Source organism: Bradyrhizobium sp. LeoB3 (assembly GCF_055456055.1).
In genome coordinates, this window is sequence record NZ_JBVBEF010000009.1 from 95,800 (window position 1) to 120,935 (window position 25,136).

At 63.2% G+C, this 25,136-nt stretch carries 21 protein-coding genes and 2 pseudogenes; 7 read left to right on the top strand and 16 right to left on the bottom strand.

The genetic code is table 11. The annotated features are described in order from the left end of the window. Position 1 precedes the first annotated feature (1 nt). The 5 genes and pseudogenes from ACZXDY_RS09935 to ACZXDY_RS09955 form a co-directional block, all read right to left on the bottom strand. On the bottom strand, positions 2–1,075 hold the full coding sequence (locus ACZXDY_RS09935) for a branched-chain amino acid ABC transporter permease (protein ID WP_035689263.1): 1,074 nt from the start codon (positions 1,073–1,075) through the stop codon (positions 2–4). A gap of 11 nt (positions 1,076–1,086) precedes the next feature. Continuing rightward, entirely contained in the window at positions 1,087–1,953 is an 867-nt protein-coding gene (locus ACZXDY_RS09940) for an ABC transporter permease subunit (protein ID WP_028162223.1), read from the bottom strand. A gap of 82 nt (positions 1,954–2,035) precedes the next feature. Further along, a pseudogene (locus ACZXDY_RS09945) lies at positions 2,036–3,273 on the bottom strand (urea ABC transporter substrate-binding protein). 33 nt (positions 3,274–3,306) lie between these two features. After that, positions 3,307–4,305 carry an acetamidase/formamidase family protein gene (locus ACZXDY_RS09950; protein WP_464345360.1) on the bottom strand — a complete coding sequence of 333 codons (999 nt, stop codon included), beginning with the start codon at positions 4,303–4,305 and terminating at the stop codon, positions 3,307–3,309. Between the two features lie 17 nt (positions 4,306–4,322). Further along, positions 4,323–5,723 carry an amidase gene (locus ACZXDY_RS09955; RefSeq protein ID WP_464345361.1) on the bottom strand — a complete coding sequence of 467 codons (1,401 nt, stop codon included), beginning with the start codon at positions 5,721–5,723 and terminating at the stop codon, positions 4,323–4,325. Between the two features lie 419 nt (positions 5,724–6,142). On the opposite strand from ACZXDY_RS09955, the gene ACZXDY_RS09960 reads away from it, so the two are divergent. After that, the gene (locus ACZXDY_RS09960; RefSeq protein ID WP_464345362.1) at positions 6,143–7,318 is read left to right on the top strand and encodes a transporter substrate-binding domain-containing protein; all 1,176 of its coding nucleotides are present in this window, start codon (positions 6,143–6,145) and stop codon (positions 7,316–7,318) included. Continuing rightward, the gene (locus tag ACZXDY_RS09965; RefSeq protein WP_464345363.1) at positions 7,315–7,902 is read left to right on the top strand and encodes an ANTAR domain-containing response regulator; all 588 of its coding nucleotides are present in this window, start codon (positions 7,315–7,317) and stop codon (positions 7,900–7,902) included. Before ACZXDY_RS09960 ends, ACZXDY_RS09965 begins: the two co-directional genes overlap by 4 nt. Before the next feature lie 8 nt (positions 7,903–7,910). Here the strand turns inward: ACZXDY_RS09965 and tcuB are convergent, their stop codons facing one another. Together tcuB and tcuA are read right to left on the bottom strand one after the other, a co-directional pair. Next, positions 7,911–9,017 carry a tricarballylate utilization 4Fe-4S protein TcuB gene (gene tcuB / locus ACZXDY_RS09970; RefSeq protein WP_464345364.1) on the bottom strand — a complete coding sequence of 369 codons (1,107 nt, stop codon included), beginning with the start codon at positions 9,015–9,017 and terminating at the stop codon, positions 7,911–7,913. Continuing rightward, the gene (gene tcuA / locus ACZXDY_RS09975; RefSeq protein WP_464345365.1) at positions 9,004–10,395 is read right to left on the bottom strand and encodes an FAD-dependent tricarballylate dehydrogenase TcuA; all 1,392 of its coding nucleotides are present in this window, start codon (positions 10,393–10,395) and stop codon (positions 9,004–9,006) included. Before tcuA ends, tcuB begins: the two co-directional genes overlap by 14 nt. 140 nt (positions 10,396–10,535) lie before the next feature. On the opposite strand from tcuA, the gene ACZXDY_RS09980 reads away from it, so the two are divergent. Continuing rightward, positions 10,536–11,216 (top strand): GntR family transcriptional regulator, encoded by a 681-nt coding sequence (locus tag ACZXDY_RS09980; protein WP_165435077.1) that lies wholly within the window; start codon positions 10,536–10,538, stop codon positions 11,214–11,216. Positions 11,217–11,229: 13 nt separating this feature from the next. Here the strand turns inward: ACZXDY_RS09980 and ACZXDY_RS09985 are convergent, their stop codons facing one another. From ACZXDY_RS09985 to ACZXDY_RS10010, 6 genes and pseudogenes are all read right to left on the bottom strand, one after another. Then, on the bottom strand, positions 11,230–11,985 hold the full coding sequence (locus ACZXDY_RS09985; RefSeq protein WP_464345366.1) for an IclR family transcriptional regulator: 756 nt from the start codon (positions 11,983–11,985) through the stop codon (positions 11,230–11,232). 8 nt (positions 11,986–11,993) lie between these two features. Further along, the gene (locus ACZXDY_RS09990) at positions 11,994–12,878 is read right to left on the bottom strand and encodes an NAD(P)-dependent oxidoreductase (RefSeq protein WP_464345367.1); all 885 of its coding nucleotides are present in this window, start codon (positions 12,876–12,878) and stop codon (positions 11,994–11,996) included. Between the two features lie 51 nt (positions 12,879–12,929). Then, a pseudogene (locus tag ACZXDY_RS09995) lies at positions 12,930–14,131 on the bottom strand (ABC transporter substrate-binding protein). A gap of 21 nt (positions 14,132–14,152) precedes the next feature. Continuing rightward, positions 14,153–15,010, bottom strand: coding sequence for an alpha/beta fold hydrolase (locus tag ACZXDY_RS10000; RefSeq protein WP_464345368.1), 858 nt, complete (start codon positions 15,008–15,010; stop codon positions 14,153–14,155). After that, a complete protein-coding gene (locus ACZXDY_RS10005; RefSeq protein ID WP_464345369.1) occupies positions 15,007–15,444 on the bottom strand; it encodes a hypothetical protein in 438 nt (145 codons plus the stop codon). Before ACZXDY_RS10005 ends, ACZXDY_RS10000 begins: the two co-directional genes overlap by 4 nt. A 366-nt stretch (positions 15,445–15,810) precedes the next feature. Continuing rightward, positions 15,811–15,957 carry a hypothetical protein gene (locus tag ACZXDY_RS10010; protein ID WP_165435076.1) on the bottom strand — a complete coding sequence of 49 codons (147 nt, stop codon included), beginning with the start codon at positions 15,955–15,957 and terminating at the stop codon, positions 15,811–15,813. A 234-nt stretch (positions 15,958–16,191) separates the two neighbouring features. Here ACZXDY_RS10010 and ACZXDY_RS10015 point away from each other — a divergent pair, with 234 nt between their 5' ends. Both ACZXDY_RS10015 and ACZXDY_RS10020 read left to right on the top strand, forming a co-directional pair. After that, positions 16,192–17,553, top strand: coding sequence for an epoxide hydrolase family protein (locus ACZXDY_RS10015; RefSeq protein ID WP_464345370.1), 1,362 nt, complete (start codon positions 16,192–16,194; stop codon positions 17,551–17,553). A 39-nt stretch (positions 17,554–17,592) separates the two neighbouring features. After that, positions 17,593–18,258, top strand: coding sequence for a VOC family protein (locus ACZXDY_RS10020; RefSeq protein WP_464345371.1), 666 nt, complete (start codon positions 17,593–17,595; stop codon positions 18,256–18,258). An 85-nt stretch (positions 18,259–18,343) separates the two neighbouring features. Here the strand turns inward: ACZXDY_RS10020 and ACZXDY_RS10025 are convergent, their stop codons facing one another. Both ACZXDY_RS10025 and ACZXDY_RS10030 read right to left on the bottom strand, forming a co-directional pair. Beyond that, the gene (locus ACZXDY_RS10025) at positions 18,344–19,693 is read right to left on the bottom strand and encodes an MFS transporter (RefSeq protein ID WP_028162208.1); all 1,350 of its coding nucleotides are present in this window, start codon (positions 19,691–19,693) and stop codon (positions 18,344–18,346) included. An 88-nt stretch (positions 19,694–19,781) separates the two neighbouring features. Continuing rightward, positions 19,782–20,654 (bottom strand): phytanoyl-CoA dioxygenase family protein, encoded by an 873-nt coding sequence (locus tag ACZXDY_RS10030; protein WP_464345372.1) that lies wholly within the window; start codon positions 20,652–20,654, stop codon positions 19,782–19,784. A gap of 121 nt (positions 20,655–20,775) precedes the next feature. Here ACZXDY_RS10030 and ACZXDY_RS10035 point away from each other — a divergent pair, with 121 nt between their 5' ends. Beyond that, on the top strand, positions 20,776–21,786 hold the full coding sequence (locus tag ACZXDY_RS10035; RefSeq protein WP_464345373.1) for a LacI family DNA-binding transcriptional regulator: 1,011 nt from the start codon (positions 20,776–20,778) through the stop codon (positions 21,784–21,786). Here ACZXDY_RS10035 and ACZXDY_RS10040 read toward each other — a convergent pair. Beyond that, positions 21,783–22,730 (bottom strand): LysR substrate-binding domain-containing protein, encoded by a 948-nt coding sequence (locus tag ACZXDY_RS10040; protein ID WP_464345374.1) that lies wholly within the window; start codon positions 22,728–22,730, stop codon positions 21,783–21,785. The two genes, ACZXDY_RS10035 and ACZXDY_RS10040, sit on opposite strands and share 4 nt — an antisense overlap. A gap of 126 nt (positions 22,731–22,856) precedes the next feature. Here ACZXDY_RS10040 and katG point away from each other — a divergent pair, with 126 nt between their 5' ends. Then, positions 22,857–25,031, top strand: coding sequence for a catalase/peroxidase HPI (katG, locus tag ACZXDY_RS10045; protein ID WP_464345375.1), 2,175 nt, complete (start codon positions 22,857–22,859; stop codon positions 25,029–25,031). Positions 25,032–25,136 lie beyond the last annotated feature (105 nt).

Consider the following 25,136-nt stretch of genomic DNA (forward strand, 5'->3'; position numbering starts at 1 on the left):
GTCAGGCCTCATCCGATTGCAGGCGACCGGTGTCCGCCAGAGTGGAATTCGCGTCACGCCGCCGGCGCCCGGTCCAGCGATCGACCACGAGCTTGCCGACACCGAGCACGAAGCCCTGCGGCGCCAGCATCACGGTGGCGAGCAGAAGCGTACCCATCAGCACGAGCGCAGCCTGCTGGCTATAGACGGTGATGGTCTGGAAGCCGAACAGCAGCAGGAACGAGCCAACCAGCGTCGCCGTCAGATCGCTTCGTCCGGAGAATGCGACCCACACGATCGGCATGGCGGCGGCCGGCAACCCGATGCTCGACGGGGTGATGAACTGCCCCCAGGACGTATAAAGGGCGCCGCTGAGGCCGGCGAGCCCGCTCCCGATGACGAATGTAAGCAATTGATACTTGCGGACGTCGTAGCCGAGCATCTCGGCGCGCTGCGGGTTCTCGCGCGTCGCAACGATCACGTTGCCGATGCGCGAGTTCACCAGCATGCGCAGCGCGATGTAGACGATCACGATCAGCGCAACCATGACGTAGTACAGCGCTGACCCCTCAATGTAGAAATCGCCGATTGTGAGCGGGTCCATGCCCTTCATGCCGTTGAAGCCGTTCAGCCGCGCAGTGCCGATGTGCCATTCCGGCCCGGCCGTCTGTCCAAGGAAGAACGCCAGCACCAGCGTCGCCGAGAGCGTCACGATGCCGAAGAAGATGCCGCTGATGCCGCCCCAGATCATGAAGTAACCGAGGATTCCTGCCGCGATCATCGCGATGATCACCGACAGCATCAGCGCTGCGATCGTCGTCGAACCTCCGCCCATGTTGATGGCCAATACGCCATAGGCATAACCGGAGATGCCGAAGAAGAATGTCTGGCCGAACGACAGCATGCCGCCATAGCCCCACATCAGGCAGAGGCCGAGCGCCATGAAAACCCAGATCAGGAAATAGGAGAAGTTGCCGACATCGTAGGAGTCCGCGAAGACCGGATAGATCAACGCGGCTGCCAGCACGGCGAGAAAGCAGGACCAGAACGTCCATCCACGTCCCAAGGTCTGCGGACCATCAAGCAGTTTGAACATCACACCCCCGCTTAGCGTCCGCGACGGACCAGCACGCTGGAAAGGCCCTCGGGCAAGACACGGATGATCAGGATCACTGCAAACAACATGCCGATCTGGCCGATGATCTGCCCATAGCTTGCATTCAGGGCCATTCGAATCATCGCCAGGAACACGGCGGCCGGCGCGGTACCAAGCAGGACATTTGCTCCGCCGACCACGACGGTGACGAAACTCTCCACCACGAACGTAGCACCCATCGTCGGAATCAGCGTCATCGTCGGCGCGTAAAGCGCACCGCAAAGGCCGGCGAGCCCGGCGCCGATGCCGAAACTGATTGCGTAGATCCGCCCGGTGCGCGCACCCAACGCCTTTGCCATCGCGGCATTCTGCATCGTCGCGCGCGCCATCACGCCGAATCGTGTCTTCATGAAGATCACATAGAGACCGATCAGCACAGCGACCGCACACGCGAACAGCACGAGTCGATAGGTCGAGAATGTGTAGCCGCCGATCGCAAAGCTGCCCTCCGGCGTGCCGATCCCCGTGACCGACGATCCCACGATCAGCAGCATCGATTGCGTGACGATCAGGCTGAGTCCCCAGGTGGCGAGCAAGGAATCCAGCGGTCTCTTATATAGCCGACGAACAATAAGGTATTCGACGGCAACCCCGATCAATCCAGCCGTCACCGCGGCAAGCCCCTGCGCAATGGCAAGCGGCACGCCGAGCTTCACAAGTCCGACCGTCACATAGGCCCCGCACATGATGAACTCGCCATGCGCCATATTGATGACGCCCATCATGCCGAACACGATCGCAAGTCCTGCCGCCGAGAGGATCAGAAACGCGAAGACGTCGGCGAATTGGTAGAATACCGAGAATAGTTCAGCCGACATCGTCGGTCTCCCGCTCCTTCGTCATGGACGCCGCAGCGATGCGGCGTCCGCGCAATCCAAAGTCATGATCCGATGAGTGGCGTCACGACTTGTTGGGCAAATGACTCGGCGTGTACTGGTCCTTGTCATTCTTCTTGGTGAGGTCGCATCCGATGTCGCCAAGCCAGTACGGCTTGATCGTTCCGTAGTCCTTCACGACGGCACCTCATGTTGAGGACCGACGGAGATCAGACGCATGCGGTGAGAAGTGTGCTGGCTCTTCGGGTCGATGCAGACCTTGCCTTCGGGTGCATCGATGCAGGCCTCACCGGTTGCGATCACCTTGCGCATGTCCTCGAGCTTGGTCGATTTCCCCTTTTCGACCAGCGCCTTGTACATGTAGAGCGCGTTATAGGCGTTGTAGCCCATGTCGTTGATATAGAGTTCATCGGGGAACTTCGCGTGCCAGCGCTTCTTAAAGTCGTTGGCTTCGGGCGTATCGATCTCCTCGAACCAGTTCGCGGTCGCATGCATGTTGTTGAGCGCCGGCGGCTTGAACCGCTTGTGCTCGAAGCCGAGCATGACCTTGATCGACGAGCCCATCGGCAAATTGAGCTTTGCCGCGGCGGCCTGCTCGAAGAACGAGTCCTGGGCGGCGCCGACATTGATCGTCAGAAGCCAATCCGGCTTCGCCTTCTGGATATTCTGGATCGTCTGCGCGAACTGTGAAACGCCGAGCGGGATGAATTCCTCGCCGACCACCTCGCCGCCGAGGTCCTTCATGATCTTGCGGTTCCACTCCGCCGAGATCTGTCCGAAATTGTAGTCGGCGGCGATGACGTAGACCTTCTTGCCGAACTTCTCGACCATCCAGGGGATCAGCGTCGAGAACTGCTGCTCGGGGACCGCCCCCATGCTGATCATGCTCGCGTCGCAGACGCCGCCTTCGTACTGGTTGGTGTAGAAATACGGCGTGGTCGTTCGGTCGATGATCGGCCGGACGGCCTCGCGCGAAGCGGACGTAATGCCTCCGATCAGCACGTCGACCTTGTCGCGGCTGAGCAGACGCCGGGCAAATTCCTGATAGCGGGCATTGTCGCCCTGCGGATCGAGATGGATCAGTTCGATCTGCCGCCCGAGGATGCCGCCGCTCTTGTTGATCTCCTCGACCGCAAGCTGCGAGCCATGGAGTTTGGGCATGCCCATGAACGCGAGATCGCCGGAGACGTCTTCGAGCAGACCGACCTTCAGCGGCGGCTCGGCTGCCTGCGCGGCGCCGAACGCCGCCGTCCCCAGCACGACGCCAAGAAGAGCGGTCCGGAGCAGATGTCCTGATTTCATTGAAATGTCCCCTTGTTGAAAAGCGGCTGAAATTCACGCCTTGAGGTAGGTTTTCAGGATCGATGCACCCATCGTGTATTTCGGGTCGACCATGTTGCCGAGCCGCATGCGCCCTGCCTGGCTGAGCAGCATGTATGCGTCGATCTCGTCGAAGCCGTAGTCCGCGCTCATCCATCGCGTGAGTTCGCGATAGGCGATGCGGGCCGCATCCTCGAGCGGGCGTGCGCTGCCGATGGTCATGATGAAGTCGCGCGTCTCCAGACGCGGCCAGGCAAAGCTCCAGTTCTTGATCAGATCGATCTGGAGCGTCACCGTCGCACGCTGTTCGAGCGCAACGCCGGAGAGTTCGCCATCGCCCTGTGTTGCATGGCAGTCGCCGACGTAAAGAAGCCCGCCCTCGGCATGCACGGGCAAATAAAGAACGGCCCCGGGTGCGACATCGGGCAGGTCCATGTTGCCGCCATGATAGTCCGGCTGCAACGAGGAGATTGCCTCGATCTCGGGCGAGACACCAATCGTGCCGATGAACGGCTCATAGGGCAGCGTGATCTTGTCGTTCCAGCGCACGCCGCTCCTGTCGACATGCAGCTTGCGGACGCGCTCAGGCAGCGGTGGATTGAGCATCGCTGTCGAGCTCGTCCCAACAAGCCCGCCGAACTCAGGGATGATGCAGGTCGTTCCGGCCGGCTGCTCGCCGCGAGTCTCAACGTCGTGGATATAGACGGCAAGGCAATCGCCCTTCTTGGCGCCCTTCACCGCGATCGGCCCGCATTGCGGGTTGAGGTAGGGAAAGTTCAGTTTCGCCGTCGGACTGTCGCTCTCGCTCGTAAGCACGCCGCCGAACGCGTCCTCGGTCTCGACGACAACGACCTCTCCCGGATCGATCGACAGCGTCGGCTTCGCATAGGGTCCGTAGACGTAGTGAAAGCCCCCCTGCTGCTCGATCGTCAAACTACGTTTCGTGCCGGGCACCCCCTTGGCGAGGCCGCGCTTCGACATGATGGAACTCTGCAACCAATCTTCTGCTGTCATGCGAACGGCTCCTTGGATCAGAGAGCGGGATGAGGCTTGTGCCAATCGGTGACGCGCTGGAACGCGTCACCCGCATGGACAAGACCCGCTTCATCGAAGTGGCGGCCGACAAACTGAAAGGCGACCGGGCCGCCGTTCGGGGCGAAACCGCCCGGAAGCGTAATGGTCGGGCTTCCGGTTATGTCGAACGGACAGGTGAAGCGCAGCAATCCGGCGATCAGGGAAGCGTCTTCGCCGAGCGTTGCCATCGTCGCGAGCGTGGGTGCGGCAAAGGCTTGGGCCGGCACAGCGATGAGATCGACCGTCTCAAACAACCGTCGCACCGCGCCGCGAAACGCTTCGCGCCGCAGCACGATCTTCTGATAGTCGGTGCCGGACTGCTGCAGGCCGAGATCGAGCAGCCCCGCAAGCGCGGGACCGTATTCGCCCTTGCGCGACGGGTAGGTCGCCTCGTGCGCAACCGCTGCCTCGATGCCGCAAAGCGGAAACCAGTCGTCGACAATGGCCTTGGTATCCGGAAAGGCGATCTCGCTGATTTCTGCGCCGAGGTCCACCGCGACCCGCAAAGCTTCACTGAGGACCTTGCTTGCGGCCTCATCGGTGCCTTCGCTGGTCCAGCGCCGATCGACACCGATCGCAACGCCCCGCAGACTGCCGGACAGGCCGGCAATATAGTCCGGCACGGCCAGCGGCACGGCGGTGGTGTCCTTGGCGTCCTCGCCCGCGATCGCGCCGAGCATGGCACCGCAATCGACCGCGCTACGCGTCATCGGCCCGATATGATCCAGCGTCGCCGCGAGTTCGAACGCGCCATAGCGACTGACCCGCCCCCAGGTCGGCTTCAGCCCGGTGATGCCATTGGCCGCGGATGGAAAGCGGATCGAGCCGCCGGTGTCGGTGCCGAGCGAGCCGAAGCAGAGGCCGGCTGCGGTGGCGGAACCCGAACCGCTCGACGACGCTCCCGACCACAAATCGGCATTCCACGGATTTTTCGGCGGATCGATCTTCGGATGATGATCGGCGTAGGCACCTTCGGTCTGCTGCAGCTTGCCGAGGATGATCGCGCCCGCCTCTTTCAGGCGCGCAACGACCGTGGCATCCTCGCTCGGACGGAAGTCGCGATGGATGGTCATTCCATGCGCGGCCGGCGCACCCTTGACCCAGCAAAGATCCTTGATCGCAACCGGCACGCCGTGCAGCGGCCCCTTGACCTTGCCGGAGGAGATTTCCCTTTCTGCTGCCGTCGCTTCCGCAAGCGCGGAATCAGCCATGACATAGGCGTAACTCTTGAGCTTGGGATCGAGCCGCTCGATCCGTTCAAGCGTCGCCTTCGTCACTTCGACGGGCGACAGCTTCTTTGCCTGTATCTGCTGCCCAACCTCGACCAACCCGAGATAGCAAATATCTGTCGTCGGCATCGCGTTTCGTTCCTCGCTCGTCGCTTCGCAGGCGCGTCACGGCCGATCGTCGCATGCGCCATCGGCCTGGCGACACGCATGTTTCGCCAGTTTCTTGTACGGCAAAAGAAAAAAGCCACCCGCCCCTCCGGAATGAGGTGACGAATGGCTCAAATGCCGCTGCTATGGTCTATCGCATGGGCTCAAGATCGAACGGAGCAGTCGCCGCTGGGATCAGGACGTCATCGGCCTGACCGAAGCAAATTAAGGTTCGACAGTAAGCCCGGCAGTCAAAAATTCTAGGTTCGTGACTAGCGCATTGTCAACGAGGGAGGTTGCACAAATTTCGCGAGCGTCATGCGCAGTAAATCGGCAAGACCTCTTGCACCGATATCGGCGATGATGATTTCCTCAGGGCTCCGTCTCGTCGAAAGCCATCAATGACAAAGCCGTCGGTTCCAGTTGGCATCATATGTTCACAGTCCGGGCCCTATCAGGCCATGGGGCGCGAGATATTGAAGAGCGCCCTGATGGCGGTCGACGAGATCAACAATCACCCTGACTTTGATTTCTCGCTCACCGCGCATGTCCGCGATCCCCGCGGGGTCATTTCGGAATACCACACGGTTTGCGATGACCTCATTCGCAATGCCGGCGTCGAGCATATCATCGGCTGCTACACCTCGGCCTCGCGCAAGCAAGTGCTGCCGATCGTCGAGCGAACCGATCGCCTGCTCTGGTACCCTGCCCGTTACGAAGGGTTCGAATGCTCCGACAACGTCATCTATGTCGGCGCGTCGCCCAACCATAATGTGCTGCCGCTCGTGCGCTACGTGCTCGACAATTTATCACGACACATCTTCTGCGTCGGATCCAACTATGTCTGGACCTGGGAGACCAATCGCGTCACCCGCGAACTGGTAACAGCGGCGCAGGGAAGCATCCTTGCCGAACGGCTGCTCGAGCTGGGCGAAAGCGCAGTCGGGCACATCGTCGACGAAATCGTCCGCCGCAAGCCGCCCGTCGTCTTCAATACGCTCGTCGGCAGTTCGAGCTACGATTTCATCCGCGCCTTTCATGCCGCTACCACGGCGGCCGGTCTCGACATTCCGATGCTGAGTTGCAGCCTCTGCGAGCCGGAGCTCAAGATAGTCGGACCCGCATCCGCCGGATGCATCACGTCGTCAGCCTATTTCGAGAGCATCCGCCTGCCCGAGAACCTCGCCTTCGTGCAGCGCTGGAAGGCGCGTCATGGCGAAGCCAGCAGCCCCTCCGTCGATGGACAATCCGCCTATGTCGCGGTGTATCTCTTGGCGCGCGCGCTGCATCGGGCCGGGACGTCTAACATTGGTGAGGTGCGGCGCGCGGCCGCCGGCTATCGCTACAATTCGCCGCAGGGACCGGTCTGGATCGATGGTGCCAATAACCATTGCGTCCTTACACCACGCCTGGCCGTCTCGAATGCGCAGGGACAGTTCGACATCTTCTGGGAGTCCGACGCACCGGTTAAGCCGGATCCCTATTTGACGCAGCTCGACATCGCCGCCGGACCCGTGCGTGAGAAGTCAAGGGACGGAACGTCGCCGAGTGCGCTTCATTTGCGGGTTGTGAAATGAGCAAACCGTCTTCGTTTTCCCTCCGCGGCCGCAAGGCCCTCGTCGCCATCAAGGACGAGCGCGACCTGTCGATCGTCAGGCGCCAGTTCGAACGTCTGGGAATCGACGTCCTGACATGGGAGCAAGGAAGCGCTCTCGCGTGTCGGTCGGATGTGACGCTGATCGACGATGAATTCCTGCCGCTGACCTCGCCGACGCAACGGGCCTTGCTTGGACAATGTCCTGTCATCGCCCTGCTCGGCACGGAGACTCCAAGCCGGCTGAAGCTGGTGCTGGAACTCGACCCGGCATCGTTTCTGGTCAAGCCGCTGCGCTCAGCCGGCATCTACGCCGCACTGGTGATGGCGTTCGAGCGGGCCGAGCGCACCAACGAATTGAAGCAACAAGTCCTCAAGCTGGAAGAACGCCTGCGCTCGCGCCGCGTCGTATTGGCTGCCGTCCTTCAGGTGATGCACACGCACTCCGTTGCCGAACCTGCCGCTTTTGCGCTGATCCGGCGAGCTGCCATGGAGCAGCGCAAAACCATCGAGCAGATGTCGGCTGAGATCGCCGCGAACGGGAGCCTACCCCGCGCGACCGGATAGAAACCCGCCTAACCATTCAAGCCGGCGCGTCGCTCCTGTGCATAGCGCACCAGCGCGGCGAAGCGGTAGATGCCGTGGACGAACTTGCCATAGGGCATGGTGATGAACAGCGCGAACACGGCGCCGAGATGCAATGCGAGCAGCGGCCCCATCGCCGGCGTCGCGCGCAACAAGAGGAGCGCCATGCCGGTGATACCCGTCAGGAACAGCATGGCAATGAATCCGACATCCATGCCATAGCTGGTATCATCAAGCAGCGCGGGATCACGCTGAGCTTTCGCGAGCAGCAGCCCGATCGGCCCGACGATCAGGCCGATGCCGCCGAGCGAGCCAAGCACGACCGGCACGTCCCACCACGGATAGGGCGCCTCGCGTCCCAGGAGATAGTGATAGAGCGTGGCAACCGACGTCGCCGCAAAGCACAGCAGGAAGCCGTAGAAGGTGAGATGGTGATAGAGCTTACGCCGATCGGTGGGCCGATCGTCCTCATTGTAGCAGCCGACCCCGCCGCCATGGAGATAGCGCAGCTCACCGGCATCACGAATCGCCTGGAAGATCGAGCCGCCATCGGCGCGCGCACCGATCGGCTCGCCAATATCGCGCCAGAATGCGCGCACGCTCATGACGAGGGCCAGGATCGCATAGAGAAAAGCCGCGCTGAACAGCGCCGCCATCGTGTTATGAGGCATCAGTTTATAGAAGGCGCCAGGGCCGGTATGGATGCCGAAAAGCACATTCGGCTCGTTGAAGGCGGCAAAGCCGAAGATGAAAGCGGCCATGCTGAAGGCGGCAATCAGGCTGATGACGAGCCCATTGCGTGCGAACACGCCGGACAGCGCGCGCGGCCAGGCGTAGGCAGCATAGGATTCGGCGCGCGCCACCGCCAGCGTCTTCGGCACATTGACGTTGAACTCATGCGGCGGCGAGAACTGGCAGTCGACATAGCAGGCGCCGCAGGCGTGACAGAGATTGGCGAGATAGTTGAGGTCGCCGTCGGAGAACGACCGGCGCATCTCCATCGCGGGGAAGACCGCGCACAGCCCCTCGCAATAGCGACACGAATTGCAGACCGTCATCAGACGATCGACTTCCTGCAATATCCTAGTTCCGTGCATTCTTTGCCGCTTCCCGTCCTGCGATCCGGCCGAACACGCTGCCGATGGTCATGCCGATGCCGGCGGCATAGCCGCATCCCAGCACATTGCCGGCCATGATCTCGCCGGCGGCGAACATGTTGGCGGAAGGTTTGCCATCCTTCATCAGCATCCGCGCCTGCTTGTTCACGCGCGTGCCGAGATAGGTGAAGGTGATGCCGGGCCGCACCGGATAGGCGAGATAAGGCGGCGTCTCGATCCGGCGCGCCCAATGCGTCTTCGGCGGCACGATACCTTCGGTGCGGCAGTCATCGAGGATGGTGTGATCGAAGGTGCCGGGCCGCACCGCGGCGTTGAACTCGGTGATGGTCTTTTCCAGCGCCGCCGGATCAAGCTCGAGCTTGCCGGCAAGCTCGGCAATCGTACCGCCCGCGATCGGCGGGAACAGCGTCGGCATGAAGCTGGTCACGACGGTCGAATCGAAAATGATATGGGCGATCTGGTCGGGCTGTGCGGCGACCAGCCGGCCCCAGATCGCATAGCGCTTCGGCCAGATGTCCTCGCCTTCGTCGTAGAAGCGCTCGGCGTATTTGTTGACGACGATGCCGAACACGACGGAGTCATGGCGTGTGATGATGCCGCCGTCGAATTTCGGCGCGCGGGCGTCGATCGCCACCGCGTGGCACTGCGTGGGATCGCCGACCTGGTGCACGCCCTTGGCCAGCAGCATCTTCAGGATCGAGCCGCGATTATAGGGCGTGCCGCGGATCAGGAAGTTGTCGGCGGCCTCGCCCCAATATTCCCTGAGCCATTCGATGTTGGCTTCGAAACCGCCGGCGGCGGCCACCAGCGTTGAGGCGCTTACCTCCCTTGTGCCGTCGATCGGCCGCCTCAACTCGGCCGAGAGGAACATGCCGTCCTCGACCTTGATATCGACGACTTCGGCATCATAGCGGATGTCGACGCCAAGCCGTTCTGCCGTGAGATAGAGCGCGTTCAGCATCGCACGTCCGCCGCCGAGAAAGAACGAATTGGTGCGGCCAAGGCTGAGCGTGCCGCCGAGCGAGGGCTGCCAGCGCACCCCCTGTTCCACGATCCAGTTCAGGATATCCTTGGACTCGTGGATCATGAACCTGGCGAGTTCCTCGTCGGTCTCCCCGCCGGTCACCCGCAACAGATCGTCCCAGAATTCCTCCTCGGTGTAGGGACCGGTGAGGATCTCGGTCGCGGCGTCGTGGGCGCAGCGCATGTTGCGCGTATGGCGCGTATTGCCGCCGCGGTAGAACTTTGGCGCCCCCTCCAGCACCAGCACGGAAGCGCCCGCACGCCGCGCGCTGATCGCCGCGCACAGCGCCGCGTTGCCGCCACCGATCACCAGCACGTCGTATTTGCTGCTCATTCCCTCTGCCCAACCGAAATGCCATTTTCGGCGCTTTCCGGGATGCCTGCACCATTGTCCATTCTGTATACAAAGATATACATAAGCACCGCAAGCGCCGTCTTTGCATGGGATTGATGCGCTTTGCGACCGGAGACAGGATGGCAAAGCGGCCAAACAAGGCGATCGGATCGATTTCGCGCGGTTCCGGCGTTCAGCTTGGGGAAGCCGTGTTCCGCTCATTGTGCGAGGCGCTGAAGGCGGGAGCCTATCGGGCCGGAGACCGGCTGCGGGAAGAAGAGGTGGCACAGCGGCTGAAGGTCAGCCGCACGCCGGTACGCGAAGCGCTGGGTCGGCTTGCGGCGCGCGGTTTCGTGGCGCCGGCGGGCGGACGGGGGCTGATCGTCCGCAGCCTCGATATCGGCGAGGTGCTCGAGCTTTATACCATGCGCGAGATCCTGGAAGGCTCGGCCGCCCGGCTCGCCGCCGAACACGCCTCGCAGCCCGAGATCGATGCCCTGACCGACATCGAGCAGGCCTTTGCGGAACACCCGGACGATCCAGTCGAGATGGCAGAGCTCAACCGCGCCTTCCATGAAGCGATCTGCCGCGCTGCCCGCAATCGCTATCTCGATAATGCTTCCAGGGAGCTGCAGGATTGGATTGCGCTGCTCGGCCCCACCACGTTCTCCGTGGCCGGCCGCCCGTCGACCAGCCGCAGGGAACATCGCGCCATCATCAGCGCTATCGCGGCCCGCGACGGCGACAAGGCGGAGAAGCTGGCGCGCACCCATATCCGGGAAGCGCTGCGCTGCCGCCTGAAACTTCTGCAGAAGCAATAGCGCACGCTGCGCGCTATTTCCTTGCCCGCCGCTGCGTACGCGCCGTCCCCTCGAGCGGTGGGATAGCGCGGTCCAGGAGCTCGGTCGGGCCGCCGAGCGAGTGCGTCAGCCGCGCCGCCGCTTGCGACAGCAGCGATGACATCGTCTTGATACTGTCCTTGGTGAAGCGCGGCTTGGGGCCGGACAGCGACAGCGCGCCGACGAGCTTGCCGTTCGGCCCGAACACGGGACAGGCAATGCCGGCACAGTCCGGGTCGCGCTCGCCGAACGAAACCGCAATGCCGCCCTTCCTGATGGGATCGTAGGCCTCGCCGCTCTCGCCATCGAACGCCAGGATGACTCGTCCTGCGGCGCCGCGGTCGAGCGGCAGCAGCATGCCGGCCTCGACGCGGTCGAGCGTCGAGTGCTGGGAATCGATGCGAAACACGCACAAGCGGCGCCTGCCGTCATGTCGGACGTGGAACGACGGACTTTCCGTGCCCGCGGCCACCAGTTGCCGCAGGACCGGCATCACCTGATCATGCAGATTATTGGCGCGCTGATAGATCGCGCCCAATCGGAACGGCGTCGGCCCGAGATGGTAGCGGCCGTCGGTGAGCTGCACGAGATAGCCGAATTCCTGCAGCGAGGTCATCAGCCGCAGCAGCGTGCTCTTGTACATTCCGGTGTGCCGCGACAGCTCGGCGAGACTCATCGGCTCCGGCTTTTCCTCGAACGCCCCCAGGATGGTGAGCGCACGGTCAACGGCGGCAACGCCGGGCGAACGCATGGTACTTCCTATTTGGAGAAGCCGGCGGGATCGATCAGCTTTGCGATGACTGGAAAATACGCATCCCCCATCCCCTTGTCGATCGTCTCCTCGAAAATGCTGCGCAGGAGCGCTGCGCCCCGCAGGTTCAGGCCGGCCTGGCCACCCAGCTCAAGCGCATAGGTCAGATCCTTCAGTGCATATTCGGTCGAGAACGCCCGCAGCGGGAATTCCTTCGCCACGATCGCCTTCATGCCGTGATTGCGGAGCGCAAAACTGTCCGCCGACCCCTTGGACAGGGTTTCCAGCAGCAGTTTCGGTTCGACGCCGCTGTGGCTTGCAACAGCAACAGCTTCCGCCAGCGCATTGACCGTCTCGAACAGCACCATGTTGTTCAGGATCTTCGTCACCTGGCCGGCGCCGGTGCCGCCGCAGAGCGTGACGTCGGTGGCGAAATGCCGGATCACCGGCTCGACCTTGGCAAACGCATCGGCCGTCGCGCCGACCATCACGCTGAGCGTGCCATCCTGCGCCGCCTGGCGGGTGCGCGCGATCGGCGCGTCGATCCACAGCGCGCGCTTTTCCGCCAGGCGCCGCGCAAACTCGCGGGTCATGCCGACTTCGGAGGTACCGAGGTCGATCACGGTCTGACCGCTTCGGATCGATTGCGCGATGCCGCCCTCGAAGGCCGATGACACATGCTTCGCGCTCGGCAGGCAGATGAAGGTGATCTCGCTGCCGCTGACAACATCGGCAATCGACCCGGCGCCCACACCGCCATCGGCGACGATCCGGGCCAGCGGCTCCGCCGAAAGGTCGAACGCCAGCACCTTCTGTCCGCTCTTGCGCACCAGATTACGGCAGATCGGCTCGCCCATGACGCCAAGACCGATGAACCCGATTGTCCCTGTCATGCAGGCATTCTCCTCACACTTTGGGGCGGCGCCCCGCCCGTCTCGATAACTTCACTTGACCAGCGGACAGCCGCCTTCGCTCATGGGCCGGAACACCTCTTCGCCAGGCCTCAAGCTGACGATTCGGTAGTAATCGTACTTGTACTTCGATTCTTCCGGCTTCTTCACCTGCACGAGATACATGGTGTGCAGCACCCGTCCATCAGGACGAATTGCGACATCCTTGTTGTACATGTCGTTGACCTTCATCTCGTGCATCTTGGCGGCAACGGCGGTCGCATCCGTCGTTCCGGCCGCCTTCACCGCGGCGAGATAGTGGTGGACGCCGCTATAGACGCCGGCCTGGACCATGCTGGCGACCTTGCCATCCATCAACGCCGCATAGCGCTTCGACCAGGCACGGGTGTCCTCGTTGAGGTCCCAGTAGAAGGAGGTCGTCACTTGCAGGCCTTGCGTCGCCTTCAGCCCGAGCGAGTTGACGTCGGTAATGAAGACAAGGAGACCCGCCAGCTGCTGCCCGCCTTCGACAATGCCGAACTCGCCGGCCTGCTTGATCGCGGTCTGCACGTCCGCGCCCGAGGTCGCAAGCCCGACGACATCGGCCTTCGAGCCTTGCGCCTGCAGCAGGAACGAGGCGAAGTCCGCCGTGCCGAGCGGGTGCGCGGCCGAACCGATCACCTTGCCGCCGGCGGCCTCGATGAACCTGGTGGCGTCGCGCTGCACTGCAAAGCATGGCCGAACGCATAGTCTGCCGTGACAAAATACCAGGTCTTGCCGCCGGCGCGCGTGATCGCATCGCTGGTCAGCTTCGACAGCGCATAGGTGTCGTAGTTGAAGTGAAAGCTGATCGGCGAGCAGGACTTTCCGGTGAAGTCGGACGAGCCTGGGCCGCTGATCACGAAAATCTTGTTCTTCTGCCGCGCGATTTCGAGGATGGCAAAACCCGCGGAGGATGCCGCGCCATCGGCGATCATGTCGACGCCTTCATTGTCGAACCATTTGCGCGCGGTGGCGGAGGCAATGTCCGGCTTGTTCTGGTGATCGGCCGTGATGATCTCGATCTTCTTGCCGAGGATTTCGTTGCCGAAATCCTCCGCCGCGAGCTTCGCCGCGGCCACCGAGCCGCGACCGCCATTGTCGGCGAACACACCGGACTGGTCGTTGAGCACGCCGATTCGAATGACGTTATCGGCTGCCGACGCGACACTCACCTGCGCGGCCAGCACGGCCGCGATCATCAAACGCAACTTCATCAATACGCCTCCCTGCCTAACTCAAGTATTCTGCCTGCCCACGATGTCCTGCAGCACTGGAGCGATATAGGCCCGGAACTGCGCCGGATTCTCGCTCATCGGGAAATGGCCAAGCCGCTCCATGATCGTGGCCTTGGCGCCGGGAATGCTCGCGGCGGTACGCAGCGTGTCCTCCGGCGTGCAGGAAAAATCGTATTCGCCGGTCAAGAGATAGAGCGGGCACTGGCGCACATCGATCTGGCCGACGCGGCCGCGCAAATCGCCGTCGACCCGGTAGAAATAGAGATCGCCCTTGAAGATGCCGGGACCGCCCTGCTTGTAGCCCCAAAGGGTCTCGTCGCGCGCGACCACTGGACCGTTCGGCGCGATCAGGCCCGAGACCAGCGCCGCGCAAACTTCGCCGCCATGGACATCGGACCGGTTCAGCCATGCCGTGTCGTACCAGGGCTGCTGGAAATCGGCGGCCTCAAGGCCGATCAACGCGCGAAACTCGCTGGCGTGCGAGATCGCAAGATTGAGGACGATACGCCCGCCGATCGAGCAGCCCATCACCACCGGCCGATCGAGCCTCAGCGCGTTGCAGAAGGCGCGGATGGTGGCGGTGTAGGTCGCCGTCGTCAGCCTGTACTCGTCGCCATACTGGCTGTCCGGCGGGTTCGACTTGCCGTGCCAGGGCATATCAAACGCGATGATGCGGAATCGCTTCGTGAACTCTTCGTCGACCAGCAAATGGCGCCATTGCCGCGCATCGGAGCCGGCGGTGTGCAGGCAGACCAGGGGAATACCGGTGCCATTCTCCTCGAAATAGATGCGGTTGATCTCGCCATCGATCTCGACATGGACGTAGCGTCCGACGATCGGTTCGACAAAGCCGCTCATGGCGCGCTCACCAATCCGCTGCGACGTGGCAGCGCCAGGAGATCCTTGAAGTACTGCAGGTGCGACATGAAGGGATGCAGATCGCCTTCCAGTGTCGCCTCCCCGCGCTTGGTAAGCGCGAGCAGATCGTGCCAGCCCGGCGTCGGCACCGCCTGCCAATAGGCGCGATACGCGGCCGGCGTCGCGCGATAGGCGAAGCGCCAGGACCGCATCAGCACCGGCGCGGGAGTCATATCGAGGATGCGCCCGCCGCAAATGGTCACATGAAAGGGCTGCACCGTGGGTCCGAGCAGACACTCCACGTCAAGCAGCCGGCCGCGGCCGATCAGCTTCTCGTCGCGCGACAGCAACTCTGGAATGGTCTTGAACGCATCGACCACCTGATTGTCGAACGCAACAGATGGCCGGTCGGTCGATGCCGCATCAGGGTTCACGCTCGATTCCTCCGGGCCGTTTGTTCTGCAGAGCAGAACGGTGCTCTATTTTTCTGTAACCCGTTTACACGCACTTCCTGGCTGAACTCAAGGGGGTTCGGCCGCGGTTGGCAGTCGAGCCAGCGGTAAAGGTATTTCTCCGCGCGATCCGAGGGGGCGCGGGCATCACCACAGTGGCGGCGGGATGAACCATGCCCGGCTAACGCGCCGGGGAGATTCTCTGTAATAAGGTGGGGATGTCAGCGCGGTTGATCGCGGGAAGACGTCGAATGCAAGCGCGTCGACCGCCGCCGCTGGCGCCAATGATATATTTCGATCGAGGCCGGAGCGCTCAATGCGCGCCAAGGCAGCCGTCTAACGGTAAAATCACCGGCGTTGCGGCGTTTCGTCGTCCTGCTGTGAGCTGGCTTCATCCGCCGCTGGGAATATGGCGTCGTAGATCGCACGCGCTTCCCGGATAAGCCGGGCCCGCTCGAGCTCAGACTTTGGAACAAATCGAACGACTTCACCCATATGCGGCTCCAAGCCAGATTGGGGCAGTTCCCCGTTGGATGACAACTATCATTTCAAATAGATCGTAAATCCTGTGTGGATCCGCATCCCATCTGTCCCGATGCGGGCATAAAATGATCGTGAAATCGCGTGAGAGAAGGAACCGAAGAGTCCCGACCATTTCCTCGAAACGGTGACGACCGCCGAACTGATCGCTGCTTTGTCGACGACTTCTGATTCAAAGGAGACAGTTCAATGACCGCTCGCATCGAGACACCCGTCGCAGTCGCGGCGGAGCAAACGAATCCCGAGATCGTCAACCAGGACAGGCGCAAGGTGCTGACTGCCACCGCGATGGGAATCGCTGTCGCAAGCGCGGCCAACTTGTTTCCTGCCTATCCGGCGCCGGCCGACACAAGCGATGCGATCCGGCCCTTCCGCGTCAACATCCCCGAGCAAGACCTCGTCGAGCTTCGCCGGCGGATCGTAGCGACGCGCTGGCCCGACCGCGAGACGGTCAATGACCAGTCGCAGGGCATCCAGCTCGGCAAGCTCAAGCCGCTCGTCGAATATTGGGGCAAAGGCTACGACTGGCGAAAGGCGGAAGCGAAGCTGAACTCTCTGCCCCAGTTCATGACCGGGATCGACGGCCTCGATATTTATTTTATTCACGTCCGCTCCAGGCATCCCAATGCGCTACCGGTCATCATCACCCATGGCTGGCCGGGCTCGGTGTTCGAGAACCTAAAGGTCATCGGTCCGCTCACGGATCCGACTGCCCACGGCGGACGCGCGCAGGACGCCTTCGACGTGATCATCCCTTCGATGCCGGGCTTCGGCTTCTCCGGCAAGCCGACCGACACCGGGTGGGGTCCCGACCGCATCGCGCGAAGCTGGGCGGAACTGATGCAGCGCCTTGGCTATACGAAATACGTCGCGCAGGGCGGCGACTGGGGCTCGCCCGTGTCGAGCGCGATGGCGCGCCTGGCGCCGGCAGGCCTGCTCGGCATCCACATCAACCTGCCGGCGGTCGTGCCATCAGAGATTGCCGCTGTGATCGCCGCCGGTGGGCCGGCGCCGGAGGGACTGTCCGAGAAGGAACGCGCGGCGTTCGACGCGCTCAGCGCGGCAGCCAAAAAAGGCAACAGGTCGTACGCCGTGATCATGGGCGCGCGGCCCCAGACCATCGGCTACGCCTCGGCGGACTCTCCCACAGGTCTCGCAGCATGGATGCTCGGCCATCCCGGCTTCACGAATTGGACCTACGACAACAGCGATCCAGAAAAGTCGCCTGACGAGGTGCTCGACGACATCACGCTTTACTGGCTGACGAAGAGCGCAACGTCGGCGGCGCGGATCTATTGGGAATACGGCGGTGGGCGCAGCCCTGTGCTGGCGGCCGGAGAAAAGACTTCCGAGATCTCGCTGCCGGTTGCCATCACGGTATTTCCGGGGGAAAGCTATCAAGCCCCGGAGACCTGGGCCCGACGCGCCTATCGCAACCTCATCTATTTCCACGAGGTCGAGAAGGGCGGCCACTTCGCGGCCTGGGAGCAGCCGGAGCTCTTCAGCGCGGAGATCCGAGCCGCGTTCAGGCCGCTGCGGCAATCGATGTGAGATGAACAGGCACGCCAACCGATGACCAGGGAGATATCCATGACGGGTGCAACCGAAGGCGCGAGAGTGCGGGTCGACATGAAGCTGGAGATCGTCGTCATTCCCGTTTCGGATGTCGACCGCGCGAAGCAGTTCTACGCGAACCTTGGCTGGAGGCTCGATGCCGACTTCGCCGCTGGTGACTGGCGCGTGATCCAGTTCACGCCGCCTGGCTCGCCCTGTTCAGTCATCTTCGGCAAGAACGTCACCGCGGCGGCGCCCGGCTCCGCGCAAGGCCTCTATCTGGTCGTCTCCGACATCGAGGCCGCCCGCAACGATCTGCTCAGTCGCGGCGTCAAGGTCAGCGAGGCCTTCCACGGCGGCGGCGACGTGCACACTGGCACTGACGAACCCTATCTATTTGGCCGGCTGCGGGTCAGCGGCCCCGATCCCGAGCGTGGCAGCTACCAGTCGTTTGTCTCCTTCAGCGATCCTGATGGCAACGGCTGGCTGGTCCAGGAAATCACCGCGCGTTTGCCGGGACGGGTGGACACGGACGGCACGACATTCGCCTCGCGTACCGATCTCGCGAGCGCGCTCCGGCGTGCGGCGGCCGCGCATGGCGAGCACGAGAAGCGGAATGGCGGCCAGCGCGATGAGAACTGGCCCGACTGGTACGCCGAGTACATCGTCAATGAACAGGCCGGCAAACCGCTGCCGTCATAGTGGCGGCTTACCCGAGGCAGCGCGTCGGCCAGTCGCCGCTACATGAAGCAGAGCGGCGACTGGACGCGGAGTGGCTGCGCTGCCCTCAGGCCCGCTGCGGCATCGCCACGGGCAAGTCGTGCTGCACCACCGGCTCGTCGGCGGCGATATCCTCCCGATAGGTCTCGGGCCCGATCCACACCGCGATCACCGTACACAGCGACAGGAACATCGCGTAGCAGGCGACCGGCCACCAACTGCCATAGGCCGCGACCAGCGCCGTTGCGACGAACGGGGCCGGACCGCCGGCAAGCAGCGAGCCAAGCTCGCGCGCAAACGCGAATCCGGCAAAGCGCCGCTGCGGCGGGAACAGCTCGGCGAAGTAAGCCGCTTGCGGTCCGAACATCGCGGCCGTCACCACGGCCCGTGCCAGGATGAAGGCCACCGCGATCCAGATCCACTCCTTGGTGCCGACCATCCAGAAGAACGGGAACGCCAGCGCCACGCCGGCGAGCGCGCCAAACATGTAGACCGGCCGCCGTCCGATGCGATCGGACAGCGCCGCAAAGCCGAGGATCGCGAACAGTTCGACGGTGAATGCGAGCATCAGCGCGCTCAGCGCCTCCGATTTCGGGACGCCCACGGTGGTGATGACGTAGCTGAGGCCGAACACCGGGAAGAAATAGCCGAGCCCGTTCTCGGCCATCCGCGCGCCGAGCACGACCAGGAAGTTGCGCGGATGCTGGCGCAGCGCCTCCATGGCCGGGTTGCGCTCGACCTTGCCGCGCGCGACGACGGCCTCGGTATAGACAGGCGTTTCCGTCACGCGCAGGCGCACGAAGATGCCGACCAGGATCAACAGGAAGCTCGCCAGGAACGGCAGGCGCCAGCCCCAGCTCAACATCGCCTCGCGCGGCAGCATGGTCACCAGCGCAAAGGCGCCTGCGGCAAGCAGATTGCCGACGGATACGCCAAGCGGCGCGAAGCCGCCCCAGAAGCCGCGATGCCTCGCCGGCGCGTTCTCCACCAGATAGATCACCGCCCCGCCATATTCAGCGCCGGCGCCAAGGCCCTGCACCACGCGCATTGCGACCAGCAGCAATGGCGCCCAGATCCCGATCTGATTGTAGGTCGGCAGCAGCCCGATCGCGGTAGTGCCGACGCCGATCATCAGCAGCGTCGCGACCAGCACCGGCTTGCGGCCATAGCGATCACCCATGATGCCGAAAATGATGCCGCCCAACGGGCGCACCACGAAGCCGACACCGAAGGTCAGGAATGCCAGCAGCGTTCCGACGACGGGATCGCTCTTGGGAAAGAACAGCTCGCCGAACACCAGCGCAGCCGCCGTGCCATAGAGGAAGAAGTCATACCATTCGAGCGCGGAGCCGACGCTCGCAGCAAGGATCACACGTAAACGCGATTGGCCGGCGCCGCCGGCCTTGAGCTCGGTCATTGGTTTCCATCCCTGTTGATTTGTTTTTTGGTCGTCGCAAGCGCGAAGCCCACGGGAGTTGCTCCCCGCGGGCTTCGTCAGATTTCTTTCAGGCAGCGCGCGTGAAGTAGCTCTTTTTCGACGCGGACTGCGTTTCGTAGATCGAGCCTTGGCGCTTCGGCGGCGGCAGCGGCATGCGCACGGGAACGCTGGTCATGCGCGGCGCGACCACCGAGCCGCCGGCGAGCAGACGGCTGTCGAACTCGGCAAAGTCCTTCACGCCGGCCAGAGGCCAGGCATCGCTTGCCGCGACCTCATAGAGCAGCAGGTTGCGCGGGCGGTTCGAGGTGTTGGTCGCCGAGCCGTGCAGCGCGCGCACGTGATGGAACGACATGCTGCCGGCCTTGCCGATGCATGGCACCGCACGCTTGATCTCGTCCTGAATCAGGTCCGGATCGATCAGGCCGGCGAAGCAGCCATCCTCGCCGTGGTGATCCCACATGGTGTCGCCGACATGCGACCCGGGCGTCACCAGCATGGGACCGTTCTCCAGATCGCAGTCGTCGAGCAGCACACCGATCGCAAGGATGTCGTCATTGGTGTGGGGATAGAACGCCCAGTCCTGATGCCACTCGACCGGCGAGCCGTACTGCGCGGATTTCATGTTGAGCTTGGAGCCATGCAGGCGCAGGCCAGGGCCGATCAGCTTGGTAAGGATGGAGATGACCGGCTCGCTGCGCACGATCTGATCGAAGATCGGGTGCACCTTGTGCGGCGCCTTGATGCGGCGGACTCTCGGGTTCTCCTGGGTGTGGCCGGGTTCGAGGTCATAGACGTCGGTGTGCTCGGTGACATCAGCGGCACCGGCGACCAGTTCAGCCAGCACGGTGCGGACCCGCGCCAGAGTATCCTTATCGAGCACCTCGGGGACGACGATCACCCCGTCGCGCCGGTAGGCCTGGACCACTTCGTCTGAAATCATACGGCGGTTCCTCCTTTTGTTATGCTAGCGCTACCATGGCTGAATGTTAGCGCTATCATATGCGATGCTAGCGCTGTCACTATGGATGCGCAATCCGGAATCGTGCAGATTCACCGCCGCCATGGGTTCCAACCTGACCGAGACCGAAATCATTTCCGACGAGGCGGCCCCGACGCTGTCGGCGGTGGCGAAACGCGCCGGCGTCTCATCGATCACCGTGAGCCGCGTGGTCCGATTGCCGGATCTGGTCGCGCCGGAAACCCGCGCCCGGGTCGAGAAGGCGATGCGGGAACTCGGCTACGTGCCCAACCTGGTCGCCGGAGCGCTTGCGAGTGCGAAGACCAATTCGGTCGGCGTGCTGGTGCCGACGATCGCCAACTCGATCTTTGCCGACACCGTGCAGGGCCTCTCCGACAAGCTCGAACCGCTCGGCTATTCCGTGATCCTCGCGCAGTCGCGCTACGACGCCGCGCGCGAGGACCGCATGCTCGCGGCGCTGCTGTCGCGGCGGCCGGAAGCGATCATCATGGTCGGCTCGCCCGCAACCGAGGACGGCAAGCGCCTGCTGCGTCACGCGCGGATTCCGATCGTCGAAACCTGGGAGCTGCCGATCGATCCGATCGATGCCGTTGCCGGTTTCGACAATTACGAGGCCGGCGTCGCGGTCGCGCGGCACTTCATCGCGCAGGGCCGTCAGCATCTCGCCTTCATCGGCGGCGACGACCCGCGCGGCACGCGGCGATGGCTCGGCTTTGAGGACCACGCACTGGCGCACGGGTTACAACCGCCGCGCCGGCTGATCCTCGAACGCAACGCGTCCGGCAGTGTCGCCGCGCATGCGAACTTGCCTGGTGTCGATGCCGTGTTCGCGGCCAACGACGCCCATGCCATCGGCTTCATGGCCGGCCTGCGCAAGGCAAGGCTGCTGCGCGACGGCCCGGCCGCGGCGCAGCCGGTCGCCGTCATCGGCCTCGGCGATCTCGAGATGGGACGGCTGATCTCGCCGAGCCTGAGCACCATCAGCGTCCATGGCGATGCGATCGGCCGCACCGCCGCGACACTGACGCTCGAACGCGGCGGTGAACGCCGGATCGATCTCGGCTTCGAACTGGTGCTGCGCGACAGCGGCTAGCGCGCGATCCGGGATCGCAATCGCGATGATGGCTTTGGAGCGCGCTGCTCGCGCAACGCATCGGCTGACAGACAAACCACTTCGGAAATCTGCATGAGCTGTCTGGCGAGAGGACTGGTCTTGCGCCAGACCATGCCAATGGTTCGTGAGGGCTGCGGGTCCTTGAAGCGGGCGACCGATACCGATGCCGAGCGCGTCTCCACCCCCACGGCCATTTCCGGAATCAAAGTAACGCCGATGCCGGCGCCGACCATCTGAACGAGCGTGGACAGCGAGCTTGCTTCCAGCACCTCGCGTGGCGGCGATGATTTCATGTTGCAGAACGACAGCGCCTGTTCGCGAAAGCAATGTCCTTCTTCCAGTAGGAGAAGCTTCATTTCGCGCAGCGCTTCGCTGCTCGGCACCGGCGTTCCCTCATCCTCGCCCGGCCGCACCAGCAGGAAATTTTCCGTGAACAGCGCGACCTCGGTCAACGAAGGTTCCGACACCGGCAGGGCGACAATGGCCGTGTCGAGCCGGCCTTCCGCCAGCTCCTTGATCAGCTTCGGCGTCACCGTTTCGCGAACGTGAATGTCGAGCTCGGGATGCATCTGCGTGAGATTGGCGATCACCTTGGGCAGCAGATAGGGCGCAATCGTCGGGATCATGCCGATGCGCAAGCGCCCGACGAGCTGGTCCCGCGACGCCCGCGCGAAGTCCCCGAGTTCATCGACCGAACGCAGGATTTCGCGGACGCGCTGGGCGAGTTCTTCGCCGAACTTCGTCAGCACGACCTGCCGGGCGCTGCGCTCGAGCAGCACGCCGCCGAGCGCCTCTTCCAATTCCTTGATCTGCATCGAGAGCGCCGGCTGCGTGATGGCGCATGCCTCCGCCGCACGCCCGAAATGGCCGTGACGCGCCAGCGCGTCAAAATAACGAAGCTGTCGCAGGGTAAACTGGATCATCAGGATATCTTATCGGTACAATCACGAAAGTCAATTTCACCTGATGATAACGGTCGTTTAGAGTCGTTCGAGACCGACCAGAAACTGCCAACCAGACCCGACCAGAAACTGCCGAAGGAGGCGATGATGGATGACAAGACAAAATGCCCGGTCGCGGGCGGAAAACACGGATTTACCAACCGTGACTGGTGGCCAGGCCACTTGGACGTCCAGGTTCTGCACCGGAATTCCGACCTGTCCGATCCGATGGACGCGGAGTTCGACTATGCCAAGGAATTCAAGACGCTCGACCTGAACGCGGTCATCAAGGACCTGACCGCCCTGATGACGGACTCCCAGGAATGGTGGCCCGCCGACTTCGGCCACTACGGCGGCCTGATGATCCGCATGGCCTGGCACAGCGCGGGCACTTACCGCATTACAGACGGCCGCGGCGGCGCCGGCGCCGGTCAGCAGCGTTTCGCCCCGCTCAACAGCTGGCCGGATAACGCCAACCTCGACAAGGCCCGCCGCCTGCTCTGGCCGATCAAGCAGAAATACGGCCGCAAGATCTCCTGGGCTGACCTGATGGTTCTTGCCGGCAACGTCGCGCTGGAATCGATGGGCTTCAAGACGTTTGGTTTCGCGGGTGGCCGCGTCGATGTCTGGGAGCCGGAAGAACTGTACTGGGGTCCGGAAGGCACCTGGCTCGGCGACGAACGCTACAGCGGCGAGCGCCAGCTGGCCGAGCCGCTCGGCGCGGTGCAGATGGGCCTCATCTACGTCAATCCGGAAGGCCCGAACGGCAAGCCGGACCCGGTCGCCGCGGCGCACGACATCCGCGAGACCTTCTTCCGGATGGCGATGAACGACGAGGAAACCGTTGCGCTGATCGCCGGTGGCCACACCTTCGGAAAGACCCACGGCGCCGGCGATCCGTCGCTCGTCGGTTCGGAGCCGGAAGCTGGTGCGCTGGAGGATCAAGGCCTCGGCTGGAAGAGCAAATTCGGCACCGGTATCGGCGCTGATGCGATCACCGGCGGCCCCGAGGTGATCTGGAGCCAGACCCCGGTGCAGTGGAGCAACTACTTCTTCGAGAACCTGTTCAAGTACGAATGGGAGTTGGTGAAAAGCCCGGCCGGTGCCTGGCAGTGGCAGGCCAAGGGAGCCGAAGCTATCATTCCAGATCCCTTCGACAAGTCGAAGAAGCGTCTGCCGACTATGCTGACCACCGACCTGTCGCTGCGCATGGATCCGGCCTACGAGAAGATCTCGCGCCGCTTCTATGAGAACCCGGACCAGTTCGCGGACGCCTTCGCCCGCGCCTGGTTCAAGCTCACCCACCGCGACATGGGTCCGATCGTGCGCTATCTCGGCCCGCTGGTGCCGAAGGAAACGCTGATCTGGCAGGACCCGATCCCGGCCGTGGATCATCCGCTGATCGACGACAAGGATGTCGAAGCGCTGAAGGCGAAGATCCTCGCCTCCGGCCTGTCGGTGCAGCAGCTGGTCTCGACCGCATGGGCCTCGGCGTCCACTTTCCGCGGCTCGGACAAGCGCGGCGGCGCCAACGGCGCGCGCATCCGCTTGAGCCCGCAGAAGGACTGGGAGGCGAACGAGCCGACGCAGCTCAAGAGCGTGCTGCAGAAGCTCGAAGCCATCCAGAGCGAGTTCAACGGATCGCAGAAGGGCGGCAAGAAGGTCTCGCTCGCCGACCTGATCGTGCTCGCCGGCAGCGCCGCGGTGGAGAAGGCCGCCAAGGACGGCGGCACCGACGTGAAGGTCCCCTTCGCGCCCGGACGCATGGACGCCTCGCAGGAGCAGACCGATGTCGCCTCCTTCGCCCCGCTCGAGCCGCGGGCCGATGGCTTCCGCAACTACATCGGCAAAAAGCATCAGTTCATGCAGCCCGAGGAAGCCCTGGTGGACCGCGCGCAACTGCTGCGGCTCACCGCGCCGGAGATGACGGTCCTGCTAGGTGGACTGCGCGTCCTCGGCGCCAATGTCGGCCAGTCGAAGCATGGTGTCCTCACCACCAAGCCCGGCACGCTGACCAACGACTTCTTCCTCAACCTGCTCGACATGCGCACGCAGTGGAGTGACGTCGGGAATGGCGTCTACGAGGGCCGCGACCGCAAGAGCAACGAGCTGAAGTGGACCGGCACCCGCGTCGACCTGATCTTCGGTTCGCACTCGCAGCTCCGTGCGATCGGCGAAGTCTATGCCTGCACCGACTCGAAGGAGAAGTTCGTGAAGGACTTCGTGGCGGCCTGGACCAAGGTGATGAACCTCGATCGCTACGACCTCAGAGCGGCCGCTTGAAGCCTTAAAGGCTGTCTCAAGCGATAAATTAGAAATCAGAGAGGGCGGCGTTTCAAAGCGATTGAAACGCCGCCCTCTTTGCTTTCACCGTCCGCACAGCAATCC